The 14,502-nt window shown below is 66.1% G+C and carries 14 protein-coding genes; 7 read left to right on the plus strand and 7 right to left on the minus strand.

Annotation, left to right across the window (positions count from 1 at the left end; translation table 11 throughout):
- The first annotated feature begins 48 nt into the window (after positions 1-48).
- The 4 genes from PSV38_RS17380 to PSV38_RS17395 all read left to right on the plus strand — a co-directional run bounded on the left by PSV38_RS17380 (position 49) and on the right by PSV38_RS17395 (position 5,078).
- On the plus strand, positions 49-1,014 hold the full coding sequence (locus tag PSV38_RS17380) for a tyrosine recombinase XerC (RefSeq protein WP_300549624.1): 966 nt from the start codon (positions 49-51) through the stop codon (positions 1,012-1,014).
- 156 nt (positions 1,015-1,170) lie between these two features.
- A complete protein-coding gene (locus PSV38_RS17385; protein ID WP_300549626.1) occupies positions 1,171-2,259 on the plus strand; it encodes an AraC family transcriptional regulator in 1,089 nt (362 codons plus the stop codon).
- A gap of 68 nt (positions 2,260-2,327) precedes the next feature.
- Positions 2,328-3,158, plus strand: a complete 831-nt coding sequence (locus tag PSV38_RS17390) for an HDOD domain-containing protein (RefSeq protein WP_300549628.1) — start codon at positions 2,328-2,330, stop codon at positions 3,156-3,158.
- 51 nt (positions 3,159-3,209) lie between these two features.
- Positions 3,210-5,078 carry an ATP-binding protein gene (locus PSV38_RS17395; RefSeq protein WP_300549631.1) on the plus strand — a complete coding sequence of 623 codons (1,869 nt, stop codon included), beginning with the start codon at positions 3,210-3,212 and terminating at the stop codon, positions 5,076-5,078.
- Positions 5,079-5,081: 3 nt separating this feature from the next.
- Here PSV38_RS17395 and PSV38_RS17400 read toward each other — a convergent pair whose 3' ends face one another.
- Genes PSV38_RS17400 through PSV38_RS17410 form a run of 3 tightly spaced genes read right to left on the minus strand, consistent with a single transcriptional unit; the run spans position 5,082 to position 6,832 of the window.
- The gene (locus tag PSV38_RS17400; protein WP_300549634.1) at positions 5,082-5,657 is read right to left on the minus strand and encodes a YceI family protein; all 576 of its coding nucleotides are present in this window, start codon (positions 5,655-5,657) and stop codon (positions 5,082-5,084) included.
- A 31-nt stretch (positions 5,658-5,688) separates the two neighbouring features.
- Positions 5,689-6,255, minus strand: coding sequence for a YceI family protein (locus PSV38_RS17405; protein ID WP_300549636.1), 567 nt, complete (start codon positions 6,253-6,255; stop codon positions 5,689-5,691).
- A 28-nt stretch (positions 6,256-6,283) separates the two neighbouring features.
- Complete coding sequence (locus PSV38_RS17410) at positions 6,284-6,832, minus strand: cytochrome b (RefSeq protein ID WP_300549638.1); 549 nt, start codon at positions 6,830-6,832, stop codon at positions 6,284-6,286.
- A 167-nt stretch (positions 6,833-6,999) separates the two neighbouring features.
- Between PSV38_RS17410 and PSV38_RS17415 the strand changes: the two genes are divergently transcribed.
- The 3 genes from PSV38_RS17415 (at position 7,000) to PSV38_RS17425 (ending at position 11,574) form a co-directional block, all read left to right on the plus strand.
- The gene (locus tag PSV38_RS17415) at positions 7,000-8,190 is read left to right on the plus strand and encodes a diguanylate cyclase (RefSeq protein WP_300549640.1); all 1,191 of its coding nucleotides are present in this window, start codon (positions 7,000-7,002) and stop codon (positions 8,188-8,190) included.
- A 25-nt stretch (positions 8,191-8,215) separates the two neighbouring features.
- Positions 8,216-9,376 carry a diguanylate cyclase gene (locus tag PSV38_RS17420; RefSeq protein ID WP_300549642.1) on the plus strand — a complete coding sequence of 387 codons (1,161 nt, stop codon included), beginning with the start codon at positions 8,216-8,218 and terminating at the stop codon, positions 9,374-9,376.
- Between the two features lie 80 nt (positions 9,377-9,456).
- A complete protein-coding gene (locus PSV38_RS17425; protein ID WP_300549644.1) occupies positions 9,457-11,574 on the plus strand; it encodes an ATP-binding protein in 2,118 nt (705 codons plus the stop codon).
- Positions 11,575-11,592: 18 nt separating this feature from the next.
- On the opposite strand, the gene PSV38_RS17430 is transcribed toward PSV38_RS17425, so the two are convergent.
- From PSV38_RS17430 to PSV38_RS17445, 4 genes are all read right to left on the minus strand, one after another.
- Positions 11,593-12,126: a flavin reductase family protein gene (locus tag PSV38_RS17430; protein ID WP_300549646.1), complete on the minus strand. Its 534-nt coding sequence runs from the start codon at positions 12,124-12,126 to the stop codon at positions 11,593-11,595.
- Between the two features lie 64 nt (positions 12,127-12,190).
- Positions 12,191-12,937 carry a class I SAM-dependent methyltransferase gene (locus tag PSV38_RS17435; protein WP_300549648.1) on the minus strand — a complete coding sequence of 249 codons (747 nt, stop codon included), beginning with the start codon at positions 12,935-12,937 and terminating at the stop codon, positions 12,191-12,193.
- Between the two features lie 32 nt (positions 12,938-12,969).
- On the minus strand, positions 12,970-13,872 hold the full coding sequence (locus PSV38_RS17440) for a ParB/RepB/Spo0J family partition protein (protein ID WP_300549649.1): 903 nt from the start codon (positions 13,870-13,872) through the stop codon (positions 12,970-12,972).
- A 51-nt stretch (positions 13,873-13,923) separates the two neighbouring features.
- Positions 13,924-14,499, minus strand: coding sequence for an alpha/beta hydrolase (locus PSV38_RS17445; protein ID WP_300549651.1), 576 nt, complete (start codon positions 14,497-14,499; stop codon positions 13,924-13,926).
- Positions 14,500-14,502: the final 3 nt, after the last annotated feature.

Raw genomic sequence — 14,502 nt, forward strand, 5'->3', positions numbered from 1 at the left:
GCCGTCGCCGGGTTTGAGCCAGAGCTGCGCTTGCCCCGACAATGGGACATGCCATCGTCTGCATCAACGCCCGCCCTGGTCCAGCGCCACCTGGAGCACCTGCGCGTACAACGCCGCCTGGCCGAGCGCACGCTGGCCATGTACCAGGACGCCTTCAAGCGGCTGGACGCCTTCTGCACCAAAGAAGCCTTGAGCCTGCCCGCCGTCAAACCGCACCACGTGCGCGGCTGGGCCGCCCGGCTGCACGCCTCGGGGCTGGGCCCCCGCAGCATCGCCATCACCTTGTCGGCCTGGCGCGGCCTGTTCCGCTGGATGGGCCGCGAAGGCCTGGCCACCCTCAACCCGGTGGAAGGCGTGCGCGCGCCCAAAGGCCCCAAGCCCCTGCCCAAGGCCCTGTCGGTAGAGCAAGCCGTGGCCTTGTCCACCGAAGCGGCCCCCAAGGCCCCACCGCCCCGCAGCCGCGATGCGCGCGAAGCCCCGTGGCTGGCCGCGCGCGACCACTGCATGGTCGAGCTGCTGTACGGCAGCGGCCTGCGCAGCGCCGAATTGCTGGGACTGGACGTGACTGCCAGCCCACAAGCCCTGGGCTGGCTGGACCGCGCTGGCGCCGAGGCCCACGTGCTGGGCAAGGGCAGCAAGCGCCGCACCGTGCCCGTGGGCACCCAGGCCTTGAAAGCCCTCGACGCCTGGCTTGAACTGCGCACCGCCCTGGCCGCCCCGGGCGAGGCCGCCCTGTTCGTCAGCCGCTTGGGCCGCCGCCTGACCGCCGTGCAATTGCGCAACCGCCTCAAGCAGATGGCCATTGACGCGGGCCTGCCCACGCATGTGCACCCGCACATGCTGCGCCACAGCTTCGCCAGCCACCTGCTGCAATCCAGCGGTGATCTGCGGGCCGTGCAAGAGTTGCTGGGTCATGCCCACATCACCACCACCCAGGTCTACACCAAGCTGGACTACCAACACCTGGCCAAGGTGTACGACGCCGCCCACCCCCGAGCCAAGCGCAAGGATTGAACCGCCTCTCCCCGTGGCGGGACCCTCAAGGCATTTCGTGATATTGCGCCGTTGAATAACCACGCTTTTGGCCAGGCCATACAGAAGTGCGGACATCTCCATTGGTATTGGCGGACATAATTTGTAACGTCAATGAACAACCGATGAAAGTAGCGCATGAGTTCCAAGCCCACGATCTGGGATTTCCGCCGAGGCATCGCCACTGCTCGCGTCCTCACGCAACTGGGCTATGAACGCGGCGTCAGTGTGGACGCCATGCTGCGCCACACCGGCATCACCCGGGCCCAGCTGGACGACCCCAAGGCCGAGATTGAAGCACTGCAAGAGGTGCAGCTGATCCGTAACCTGAGCACCGAGCTGAATCACGCCAGCGAGCTGGGCATCCACGCCGGTTGCCGCTACCACGTCACCACTTATGGCCTGTGGGGCTACGCCGTCATGAGCAGCCCCAACCTGGGCGCCGCCGTGTCGATGGCCTCGCGCATGCTGAACCTGACCTTCTCGCTCACCACCAACGTGATCGAGCGCCAGGGCGACATCATCACCTCCACCTTCCAGACCGACCACCTGCCGCCCGACGTGCGCCAGTTCATCATCGACCGCGACCGCGCCGCCATCGTCACCCTGCAACGCGAGATCCTGGGTGCGCCGCTGCCCTACCGCGACGTGCAGATGAAGTGCCCCGAACCGGCCCCAGAGGTCGTGGCCGCCTACACCGCGCTGTTCGGCGTGCGCCCCACCTTCAACATGCCGCACGAGCGCAACATTTTTGACGCCAGCCTGATGGACCTGCCCCTGCCGCAGGCCGACCCGCACACCGCCCACCTGTGCGAGCAAATGTGCCGCAACCTGATGGAAAGCCGCCATGCCCGCACCGGCGTGGCCGCCAATGTGCGCGACCGCCTGCTGCGCACGCCCGGCCACATCCCCGACATGGAAAAAGTGGCCGAGGAAATGAACATGACCTCGCGCACCCTGCGCCGCCACCTGACGGCCGAAGGCGCCACCTTCCGGGGTTTGCTGGAAGAAGTGCGCCGCACCCTCACCGAAGAGTTGATGGCCACCGCCAGCCTCACCCACAGCGAGATCGCCGAGCGCCTGGGTTACGCCGACGTCACCACCTTCATCGAGGCTTTCCGCCGCTGGAAAGGCATGGCACCCAGCGAGTACCGTCGCAGCCAGGGCTTGACCCCACCGACCACACGGCTGGCCCGCGCGCGCCTGAGCATCAAGAATACGGCCTGAAGGCGGGCCAATTCCCCTTTCACGATGTGGCGCGCAGGCATAGACTGCGTCGTGAAAGGTGCCCCGCCATGACCATCGAATCCCCCCTGCGCAACCTCAACATTGACCTGCCCGCTTGTCCCAGCACCCTGGTCAAGCTATCGCTGTTGATGGCCGAAGAAGACTGCACCACCGAGCAACTGGCCGAGGTCATTGAAAACGACATGGCCTTGTCCTCGGCGGTGGTGCGTACCGTCAACTCGGCGCTGTTCGGCCTGCTCAAGCGGGTCGAGACCGTGCACGAGGGCATCCGCTACCTGGGCACCGCTCAAGTGGCCGGCCTGACTTATGAGATCGGGCTGCGCGGGGCCTTCCCGCCCGGGCCGCTGCTGCAGGCCATCTGGGACCGCGCCGGCATCCGTGGTCTCGCCATGGGCAGCATCGCGCGCCAGCTGGACGTCGATCAATGGCTGGCCCACACCATCGGCCTGTTCGCCGAAAGCGGCCGCGCCGTGCTGATCGCCTACGACCACCAGCGCTACATGGCGCTGGACAGCAAAAGCACCAACGAAGAACAACTGGCCGAAGCCGAGATTGCCGCCTTTGGCGTCAGCCACTCGGCGCTGGGCGCCGCCCTGTGCCAATCGTGGGGCCTGTCCCGCGAGGTGGCCGATGGCGTGCGCTGCCGCCCGCAAGGCCCAGCCTCGTGGGCCAACGAACGCCCGCAGGTGCAGCGCCTGTTGACCATTGGCGCCGCCGTGGACGGCCTGTTACTCGACCCTGTCAGCGCCGCCGACCCCGAAGCCATGTGGCAAAAACTCGAACCCCTGACCCAACAAATCGGGATGAACTTCCAGGCCTTCCAGTTGGCCACCACGCGGGTGTGTGAACGACTCAACACCGCGCGCCAAAAAGCGTAAAGCTGCCCCGCATCAGCTCAAGTCGCCCGCGCGCCGGACGATAAATAGACGATGCTGCTCTTGCCAGACCCCTTGCGGGTCACCCCTGACGACCCTCAGCTCAAGCGCCTGATCGAAGCCGAACGGGTGCGGATGCTGTTCGGTGCCGCGCTGCCGGTCGAACTGGTCAGCAGTGTGTTCGCGGTCTCCCTGGCCGCGTTGATTGGTGCGCAGGTGGGCTGGCCACGGGCTGGCGTCTGGGCGCTGGCCTGCCTGGCCGTCGCCGCCCTTCGCTTGGGCCTGTACCGCGCTTATGTGCGCTCGCAGCAACGCGACCACCCCCACTGGCTCAACAAGATGGTGATGATGTCCGGGCTGTTCGGCGCCACTTGGGGCGTGGGCTGTGCCTGGCTGCTGCCGGTCAACGACCTGAACGTGTCCGCCGTCATCGTGGGCTCGCTGATTGGCGCCAGCGCCATCTGTACCTTCGCACTGCAAGCCGACCCATGGCCCAACCGCGTCCTGAATGTGACTTTGCTGCTGCCCAGCGCCGTGATGCTGTTCACCCGGGGTGATGCCTATGGTTTGTTCGGGGGCTGCGGCTTGCTGACTTTGATGGGAGTGATGCTGATGGAAGGCGAACGTTCGGCCCGTCGCATCACCGAGCTGCTGTGGCTGCGCTTCACCACCGATCGCATTGCGCAGGAGCGTGCGGAGGCACTCAAATTGGCCCAGCGCCACAGCGCCGTCAAAGACCAGTTTTTGGCCACCATGAGCCACGAGATGCGCACGCCGTTGCACGGCATCCTGGGCCTGGCGCGGCTGGTGAGCCAGAAGCTGCCGGCCCGCCCTGGCGTGCTGAACGAATCGCGCGAACACCTGGCTTTGATCGAACGCTCGGGCGAGCACCTGCTGGGCATCATCAGCGACGTGCTGGATTTCTCGCGCATCGAGGCCGGCAAGCTGCAGATTGACCAGGCGCCTTTTGACCTGCACGCGGTGGTGGACGACGTGCTGTCGCTGCTGGCCGTCACCGCCGCCGAGAAAGGCCTGCCTTTGCGGCGAGAGGTGCAACTGCCCTCGCCCTGCATGGTGTTTGGTGACGCGGCGCGCTTGCGCCAGGTGCTGCACAACCTGGTGGGCAACGCCATCAAGTTCACCGACATGGGCCATGTGCGCGTGACGGTGCAACGCCACGATTGCGAGAGCGAAGGCCCCGACAGCCCTTGCGCCAAACGCGTGGTTTTCCGCATTGAAGACACCGGCATCGGCATCACGCCCGACCAGCAGACCATGGTGTTCGACGCCTTCCACCAGGCCGATGGCAGCTTCGTGCGCCGCCACCGCGGCACGGGCCTGGGCCTGACGATCTCTCGGGAAATCGCCCGCGCCATGAACGGCGACATCGTCTGCGAAAGCACGGCCGGCCAAGGCTCGGTGTTCACCTTGAACGTGCCGCTGCCCCGCGTCACCAACAGCGAGCCGACCCGCTTCCTGGCCACGCGGCCTTCATCGCTCCTGAGCGAGCTGGGCTTCAGTGGCCATGTGCTGCTGGCCGAGGACAACCCGGTCAACGCCCTGGTGGCCGAAGCCATCCTCACCAAGCTGGGCCTGCAGGTCACGCACGTGGAGAATGGTCAGCAAGCGCTGGCCATACTGACCCCACCGCACCACGGCATCGACCTGGTCCTGATGGACTGCCAGATGCCCGTGCTGGACGGCATCGAAGCCACGCGTCGCCTGCGCTGCCTGGAGCAGGAACAAGGCCGCCCCAGCCTGCCGGTGATCGCGCTGACGGCCAATGTGATGAGCCAAGACCGCGACCGCTGCCGGGCCGCGGGCATGGATGATCACCTGGCCAAGCCCTTCACGCAGGAAGACCTGAGCGCGATGCTCAAGGCCCACCTGCACACGGAGCGTCAGCCTTCGTTCACGGCTTGACCATCACTGCTTGACGGCTTCGACCTGGATCACCAGCTTGATGTTGTCGGGCAAGGCGGGCACGCCGTAGCTCATGCCGAAAGCACTGCGCTGGATGGTGGTTTCAAAGTCGCCGCCGCACACTTCGCGCTTGAGGCGGGGGTTCTCGTAGCAACCATAGTTGCTGGCCGTCAGCACGGCGGGCTGGCTCTTGCCCAGCAGCGTCAGCGTGCCGGCCACCGAGGTCACCTTGTCACCGTCGAAGGTGAACTTGTCACCCGTGAAGGTCGCGGTGGGGAAGGCCTCGACGTTGAAGAAATCCTTGCTCTTGAGGTGGCCGTCAAACGGGCCGGTGCCGGTACTGATCGAGCCGGTCTCCAGCGTGATGTCAACCTTGCCAGTCTTGGCGGCCTTGTCCAGCGAGATGCTGCCGGACTTCTTGTCGAAGCGGCCCCGGTTGGTCGACGTGCCAAAGTGCTTGGCCTCAAAGGTCACGAAGGTGTGCGTGGGGTCGATGGCGTAAGTGGCGGGTTCAGCGTGAACGGCGGCGGCCGCCAGGGCGGCCGTGGCGGCCAACAGGGTCAGGGAAAGTGTCTTCATGGTCGGGTTCCTCAGGGGGTGAAAAAAGTGATCAAAGCGCGGGCACGCCTTGCAGGGTCAGCTTGAATTTGACTTGCACATCGTTGGCCACCACGGACGGGTCGGCCCAATCGCCATCGCCCACCTTGAAGTCCAGACGCTTGATGGCAAAGGTGCCGGTGGCGGTGGTCAACGCGCCAGCCTGGGTCAATTGCACGGGCACGACCAGGTCTTTGGCGTTGCCCTTGATCGCCAGCTTGCCCGCCACTTCAAAACGCCCGCCGCCCAGGGCCTTGATGGCGCTGGACTGGAAGGTGGCCTTGGGGAACTTGGCGGTGTTGAACCACTCGGGCTTGAGTAACTCGGCGTCCGAATCGGCATTGACGGCCACGCTGCCCAGGTCGATCTGAAAAGCGATCTTGCTGGCGGGCAATTGCTTGGGGTCGAACGCCACCTGGGCGGTGAAGCGCTTGAAGCGCCCGTCCAGCGGCACCCCCAGTTGCTTGGCCACGAAGGTGATCTCGCTTTGCGCAGGCACCAAGGCCTGGTCAGCACGGGCCAGTTGGGGCACGGCGGCGGTGGCCAGGGCCAAAGCGGCAGCGGTAAACAGTCGTTTCATGTCAAAAGGTCCTGGGGGTGAAGATCGGTCAGCGGCCAGGACGCATGCGCAGCAGCAGGCCATCCCGGTCAATGAAATGGTGCTTGAGGGCCGCGGCCACGTGCAGGCCAACCAAGCCAATCAAGGCAAAGGCAGAGATCTCGTGCCAGGGCTTGATGGCCTCGGCCAGGGCTTTGTCCACCGGCACGAAATCCGGCAGGGGCAGCACACCAAACCACACGATGGGATACCCGCGCGCCGAGCTGTAGGCCCAGCCAATCAGCGGCACCGCGAAAAACAGCACATACATCAGCCCATGGGTGCCGTGGTGGGCCACCTTTTGCCAGCTGGGCATGGCACGCTCGATGCTGATCGGCAACGGCGGCGGCCGGTGGCTCAGGCGCCACAGCAAGCGCAGCACCGACAGGAACAGGATGGAGACGCCCGCCCACTTGTGCCAGTTGATGAGTTTGAGCTTGGCGGGCGACATGCCCAGGCCGGTCATGTACAGCCCCACGCCAAAAGCCGTGAGGATGGCCACGGCCAGCACCCAGTGCAAGGCGATGGCAAAGCCGGTGTAGCGTCCTTGGGCGGTCATGTGCGTGGCCTTTGCGTGAGATAGGAGCCAAAGACCACAGCTTACCGTGTGGTTAATCACGGGGGTTGAACCTGGTTAACCGGCCATTTCAAGAAATTTGAACCATCACATGGCCCTTAAGCTGGCCCGGTTGCTGCCGAAATCCCCATATACAACATGTAAATCCCATGAGATCACCTGCACTCAAGTGGCTCTTCTTCCTTGCGTTCGGCGCAGACGCCAAGCAGCGCCTGCGGATCAAACGCTCGCTCATGGCCGCCACGGTTTACCTCCTGTGCATCGGCCTGCAGGTCTACGCCTACTACGTCGGCTACATGCACTTGGACGACGCCGAGCTGCTGTCGGCCGCCTGCATCGGCAACATCGTGTTCTGGTACGCCCTGCTGCGCTCAGGCATCAACCTGCGCTTCCAGGACCCGTCACTCACGCTGCCGCAGATCCTGTCGTCCTTGACGATCATCGTCGGGGCGTACTCCCTGACCGGGCCCGTGCACGGTTCGACCATGATGCTGCTGGCCCTGGTGCTGGTGTTCGGCATCTTCAACCTCAAGGCCAAGGGCGCCATGATCGCCGGGGCCTACACCGTGGTCATCATGGGCATCGCCATGGCCATCAAGGTTCAGACCGACCCAATCCACTACCCTTTCAAGCTGGAGTTCGCCCACTTCTGGATGACCGTGGCCATCGTGCCCACGATCTCTGGGCTGGCGGTGCAGCTGAGCAACATGCGCGAGAAGCTCAAAGCGCAAAAGAACGAACTGGCCGAGGCGCTGACCCGCATCCAGGTGCTGGCCACCCGCGATGAGCTGACTGGCCTGGTCAACCGCCGCCACATGCTGGACGTGCTGGGCCAGCACCAGAAGCGCCTCGAGCGCTCGGGCCACCACCGCTTCTGCCTGGCCATCCTGGACATTGACCACTTCAAGCGCGTCAACGACACCTATGGCCACGGCGTGGGCGACGAGGTGCTGCGCCACTTCGCCGAGGAAGCGCAAAAAGTCATGCGCGACACCGACGTGCTGGCACGCTGGGGCGGCGAAGAATTCTTGCTGCTGCTCAACGACACCTCGCCCGCGCTGGCCAACATCGGCCTGGAGCGCATTCGCACTCACCTGGCCTCCATCGTCATGGCGCCCAGCCAGCCCGGCCTGACCGCGACCTTCTCGGCCGGCCTGACCGGCTACTGCGACAGCGAGCGGCTGGACGTGTGCATTGAGCGCGCCGACAAGGCGCTCTACAAGGCCAAGCGCGACGGGCGCAACCGCACGGTCATCCAGGCCAGCCCGGTTGAACTGCAAGACAGCCAGGCTGCCAAGGAGAACGCCGTCCAGCCCAGCGCCTCCAACACCGTGAGCTGACGCGGGCACGAACCACCGCCCACCCATGCACCCTGCCCTGACCCGCATCGGCGACCTCGTCCTGGGCACCGAACGCAAGGTCCGCCTGCGCGTGACCTTGGCGATGATCGCCTTCTATGGCTACAGCGTCAGCTCAATGCTGCTGCTGTTCGCCATCGACATCGGCTTGGTGGCCCGTCAGCCAGGCCTGTGGCTGCTGACCTACATGTGGGTGGGCATGACCACCTTCTACGTGCTGGTGCGCACGGACTGGTCTTCGCGGCTGGGCAATCCGGGCATGGACCTGCCGCAATGCCTGTACGCCACCGCAGCCATCTTGTGGGCCTACATGATTGCTGGCGAAGTGCGCAGCTCGGTGTTGATGCTGGTGGCCCTGGTGCTGGTGTTTGGCATGTTCTCGCTGAAGGCGCGCGAGGTGGTGATCCTCGGCATCTTCACCGTCGCCAGCCTGGGCGTCATCATGGCCGGCATGGCGATGCACGACCCCAAACTGGATGCCCGCCTGGAGTTCATCCGCTTTGTGCTGGCCGCCGGTACCCTGCCCGCTGTATCCGGCGTGGCCTATTACGTCAGCCAGATGCGCGCGCGGCTCATCGAGCAAAAGGGCGAACTGGCCCACGCTTTTGCCCTGCTGCAGGAGGTCGCCTCGCGCGACGACCTGACCCGCCTGGTCAACCGCCGCCACATGCAACAGCGCATCGAAGAAGAAGCCTTGATGCAGCTGCGCAGCGGCGAGCCCTTCTGCCTGGCCCTGATCGACCTGGACCATTTCAAGCGCGTCAACGACCTGCACGGCCACGCCGTGGGCGACCAGGTGCTCAAGGAGTTTGCCGGGGCCGCCCTGCAAGCCCTGCGCCAAACCGATGTCCTGGCCCGCTGGGGTGGTGAGGAGTTCCTGCTCCTGCTGCCCAACGAACACCCCGACAGCGCCCAGGCTGCGCTCATGCGCATTGCGAAGTGCCTGCGGACTCACCAGCACAGCCCAGGTGCCAGCGGCCTGCCCGTGACCTTCTCGGCCGGCCTCACCGACCACCCCAGTGGCGAACCCCTGCGCGAAACGCTGGAGCGCGCCGATCAGGCCCTGTACGCCGCCAAGGCACAAGGCCGCAACCGCACAATCGCCCACTTCGCCACCGCCCTAACCCCTGCTCAGGCAAACACCTTGGCCGACGCCCGGCAAGTGTGAGACAGTTGGGCCTGAGCCCCGGGGTACACCACCTCCCGGGGCCCGGCTGTAAGCCCCGGTGGTGTCTGTCTTTCAGATCCATGCACAGCCCTTCAGCTCCCGCCTGCGGCGACCCCATCGTCCAACTTCTCAACCGCCTGTCCAGCGTGGACGGCCCGGGCATGTCAGGCTGGGACCTGGTCCAGGCTCAGCTGACCGAGTTGATGGTCTTCACCGGCAGCCCTTGCGGATTCATCGGTGACATCGTCGATGCGGCCTGCGGCCAACTGCAATTGCACAGCGCAGGCCCCCTGAGCTGGCCCAACGACCCTCGCCAGGCTCCCTCCACCCTTTGGGCAGCCGTGCTGGACACCGGCGCTCCGGTGGTGAACAACCAAGTGAATGCCCAGGTCATCCAGGGCGTGCAAAGTTTCATGGGCTGGCCACTGCTGCGCGGCGGCCAGGTGATCGGCATCGTCGGCCTGGCCAACCGCTCGGGCGGGTACAGCGACCTGCTCCTCCTGCAACTGCCCCCCGCGCTGGCCCTGCTCGCTGGCAGCATCGCGACTTGGCAGGCCGAGCACCGCCAACGTGAGGCGCTGACCGCCCTGGCCTTGTCGCGTGAGGCCGTGCGCAGCACCGAAGCGCAATACCGCCAGTTGTTCGATGTCGCCGGCATTGGCATCACCCGCTTGTCGTTGAACGGTCGCTTCCTCGACGTCAACCACCGCTTCACCGAGATCACCCGCCGCACGCGAGAACAGCTGCTGCAGCTGAACCACCAAGACATCACCCACCCCGAAGACCTGGCCACCGACGAAGCCCTGGAAGCCTCGGCGCTGGAAGGGCAACGTCAGCGCTACAGCCTGGAAAAGCGCTACGTGCGACCCGACGGGCAAGTGGTCTGGGTGATGCTGTCGGTCACCCTGGTGCGCGATGCGCAAGGCCTGCCCCTGCACTTCGTGACCGTGAGCGAGGACATCAGCGAGCGCCGCCAGTTCGAAGAAGCCATGAACTCGGCCAAGGCCGCCGAACGGGCCAACAAGGAAAAAACCGATTTCCTGTCGCGCATGAGCCATGAGTTGCGCACGCCGCTGAACGCCATGCTGGGTTTCGCGCAATTGCTGCGCGTCGACCCCACCAATCCGATCAACGACGTCCAGCGCAAGAAGGTCGGCCACATCGAACGCGCTGGCGCCCACCTGCTGGCGATGCTCACCGATGTGCTGGACCTGTCCCGCATCGAGGCCGGGGGCTTGCCCCTGAACCTGGCGCCGCAGCGGCTGTCAAGCGTGCTGGAAGAGGCTGTGGCCCTGGTCAGCAACCAAGTCACCCAAAGCGATGTGCAACTGCTGCTGACGCCGCCCACTGAAGACCTCTTCGTCAAGGCCGACCAGGTCCGCTTGCGCCAAATCCTGGTCAACCTGATGACCAACGCCGTCAAGTACAACAAGCCGGGCGGGCGCGTCATGATCGAGGCCCAGGGCGTGCGCTCCTACGTCGTCATCACGGTCAGCGACACCGGGCGCGGCTTGAGCCAGGAGCAGCAATCCCACCTGTTCGAGCCCTTCAACCGCCTGGGCGCCGAGCGCACGTCGGTCGAAGGCACCGGCATTGGCCTGGTCATCGTCAAGCGCTTGATCGACCTGATGCGCGGCCGCATCGAGATCAGCAGCCAGGTCGGCATCGGCTCCAGTTTCCGGGTGTGGTTGCCCGCCGCCCTCGACCCCCAACCCTCGGCGGCTGACTCAGTCCATGGGCGCCTGGGCGCCCGCTCGGGCTGGAGCGCCTTCGATGCGCTCAACCCGGGCACCCTGACCCTGCTGTACGCTGAGGACAACGTCGTCAACGTGGAGCTGGTGCGTCAGGTCATGCACATGCGGCCCAAGTGGCACATGGACGTGGCGCGCAATGGCGCCGAGGCCATCCAGATGGCGCGCGCCAGCCAGCCCGACCTGCTGCTGCTGGACATGCACCTGGGCGACATGAGCGGCCTGGACGTCTCCGATGTGCTGGCGCGCCAGGCGGAAACCGCCGGCATCCCGCGCGTGGGCCTGTCGGCCGACGCCATGCCCGATCAGATCGCCGCGGCCCGCGAGCGCGGCTTCCTGGACTACCTGACCAAGCCCCTGGACGTGTCACGGTTGCTCACCTTGCTGGACCGCTATGCCGAGCAGTTGATCGCGCAGGGCGACGAGGAAGAATCGGCCGAAGGCTGAATGGCGCCCAGCGCGTGGTCACCAGTTCAGGTCGCTGAAAAATCGCCCGCCGTGAAACACCAAAGGCGCCGCTCCGATGCGGCGATTGCAATGCGCCACCTGGCTGACGAAGATGACGTGGTCGCCCGCGTCGTGGTGGCTGCGGTGCGCGCATTCAAACACCGCCACGGCCCCGGGGATCACGGGCGCGCCGGTCAAGCCTTCGCGCCACTGCACGCCTTCAAAACGGTCGATGCCCTTGCGCGCGAAGCGCTCGGCCAGTTGCCGTTGGTCCGCCGCCAGCACATTGATGGCGTAGTGCGTGGCCGACAAAAAGGCCGACAGCGACGACGATTGCCGCGCCAAGCTCCACAACACCAGGGGTGGCGACAGCGACACCGAGTTGAAGGAATTGGCCGTGAGCCCCACCAGCACGCCTTCGGGCGTGCGGGCCGTGACGATGGTCACCCCGGTGGTGAATTGCCCCAGGGCCGCGCGAAACTCTTCGGGGGTGAAGGGCGTGCTCAAGGGCTCGGGCGTGTCGGCGGCAGCGGGGTCGGAAGGCAGGGACATCGGGGCGTTGATCGGGTCATTTGGCCAGGCAAGGCCACAGTGTAGACGCCCGGCCCGGCGCGCGTCACAGCGTGGGACGGTACATCCACACGGGCCGCCCGCCTTCCAGCGTCAAACGGGCCTGCGGCTTGAGCGGCACACCGCTGGCATCCACCGCCTCGAACTCCAGGCTGACCAACCAGGCGCCGGGCTTGAGTTCACGGCGTGCCTTCTCTACCGCGCGGGGCATGGACTCGGGGCGCTGGAACAGGTAGACCATGTCAAAGCCGGACCAATCGGCCGCCCACATGTCGGCGCGGCGCACGCTGGCCCAGGGGCAGCGCAGGCCACACACCAGGCGCCAGGGCCAGCTCCACTCGATGCCGTGCAGCTCGGCCCCCGGGTAGGCGCGGTGCAACTCGGCCAGGCCATCGCCCAGGCCACACCCGGCGTCCAGGATGCGGGCCTGGGCGGGCAAGGGGGCGTGCTTGGGCAGATCCGTCAGGGCACCGCGCGGGGTGGGGAACACCGGCGCATCGCGCCAGGCGTTGACGGGGTAGGCCAGCAGCAACAGGCCCAAAGGCGCCAACCAGGCCCAGGCGGGCAGACCGCTGCCCTGCCCCAACGCCAATGCCGACAGCGGGAAGCCACCGGCCACGAACACGCGCCGCCAAGGCGTGGTGGCCACCTTGGGCAGCAAGGTGAGCAAGGCGCCCAGGGCGGTCGGCAAAGCCAGCACCGCCCACAGGGGCGCACCCGCAAAGCGCAAGGCAAAGCACAGGCCCCAGGCCAGTGCCCAGCTCAGCAAGGCGGGCAGTGGCCAGGGCCCCATGCCGGTCGTGTCTTGGCGTGCGTGCTGACGCGTCAGGCCTGCGGGCCGCCGCGCAGCTTGTCGATCAAACCGTTGAGCTCTTCCAGGCTGCCGAACTGGATGGCCAGCTCGCCCTGCTCACCCCGCTTGGTGCGCTTCTTCACGCGGATCTCCAGTTGCGCGGTCAGCAGGTCGGACAGCTCCTCTTCCAGGCGCAGCACGTCGCGCGACTTGTCGCCCTTGATGCGCATCAGCGGCGTCTGCCGCCCTGCCCCAATCTGCTTGTTGACCAGTTTTTCCGCATCGCGCACGCTGAGCTTCTTGCCCGCGATCTCGTGCGCGGTGGTGACCTGCTGGGCCTTGTCGAGCGACAGCAGGGCGCGGGCGTGGCCCATGTCGATGTCACCGGCCATCAGCATGCCTTGCACCGCGTCGGCCAGATTCAGCAGGCGCAGCAGGTTGCTGGCGGCGCTGCGTGAGCGGCCCACCGATTGGGCGGCCTGTTCGTGGGTCATGCCGAATTCTTGCGTCAGGCGTTGCAGGCCTTGGGCTTCTTCCAGCGGGTTCAGGTCTTCGCGCTGGATGTTCTCGATCAGCGCCATCACGGCGGCCGATTCGTCGGGCACATCTTTGACCAGCACCGGCACTTCGGTCAGGCCGGCCAGCTTGGCGGCGCGCGAGCGGCGTTCACCCGCGATGATCTCGTAGCGCCCCTCGCCGATGGGCCGCACCAGGATCGGCTGCATGATGCCCTGGGTGCGGATGCTCTCGGCCAGCTCGTACAGCGAGCCCTCGTCCATGCGCGTGCGCGGCTGGTACTTGCCGGCCTGCATCAGTGACAGCTTCAAGGTCGTGGGGGGGCCTTCGGCGGCCGGAGCTGCGGGAGTGTCGCTGACTTTGGGGCCCAGCAAGGCCTCCAGGCCCAGCCCCAGGCCTTTGGATTTTTTGGTCGCCATAGCGGGGGATTGTCCGTCAGTTTCCGAGTGAACCGCGTCAGCCACTTCAACTCACCAGCCGGACACCGTCGCTTGCAGATCGCGCCAGCCGTCGGGCCAGTCGCCATGGCCGGAGGCTTCGTTGACATGGCCTGCGTCGCCCAGGTCCTGCAGCTCTGCGCCCCAATCCTGAGCGAGCACCTGGCTGCGCTCAAACGCGGCGTAGGGATCGGTGCGCGATGCCAGGACGATGGCTGGAAAAGGCAGCTGCCGCCGCACCACACTGCGCCAGCTCTGCAATTGCGGCGCGGCGGTCGCGGCATTGGGCGGCCCATCCAGGTCGGGTGGAGCCACCAGCCAAGCCCCTTTGACGCGGTGCGTGTGTTGGGAATGGGCCGCCCACGCCGCCACCAGGTGGCAGCCCAGACTGTGGGCCACCAGGATGGCAGGTCTTTGCGCCAAGCCCGGGCCGGCCAGCAAAACCTCGTCCAGGTTCATCATCCAGTCGCCTCGTTTGGGCCACACCCAGTCGTCTTGGTCCACCTTCAAGAATGGGACTTGCTGCCCGTGAAGCTGTGGCCAGCGGCTTTGCCAGTGCTTCGCCCCCGAGTCGTGCCAGCCTGGGAGGATGAAGAATGACGTCGTCATGCC

The organism is Aquabacterium sp., from assembly GCF_029946005.1.
GTDB lineage: Bacteria > Pseudomonadota > Gammaproteobacteria > Burkholderiales > Burkholderiaceae_C > Aquabacterium.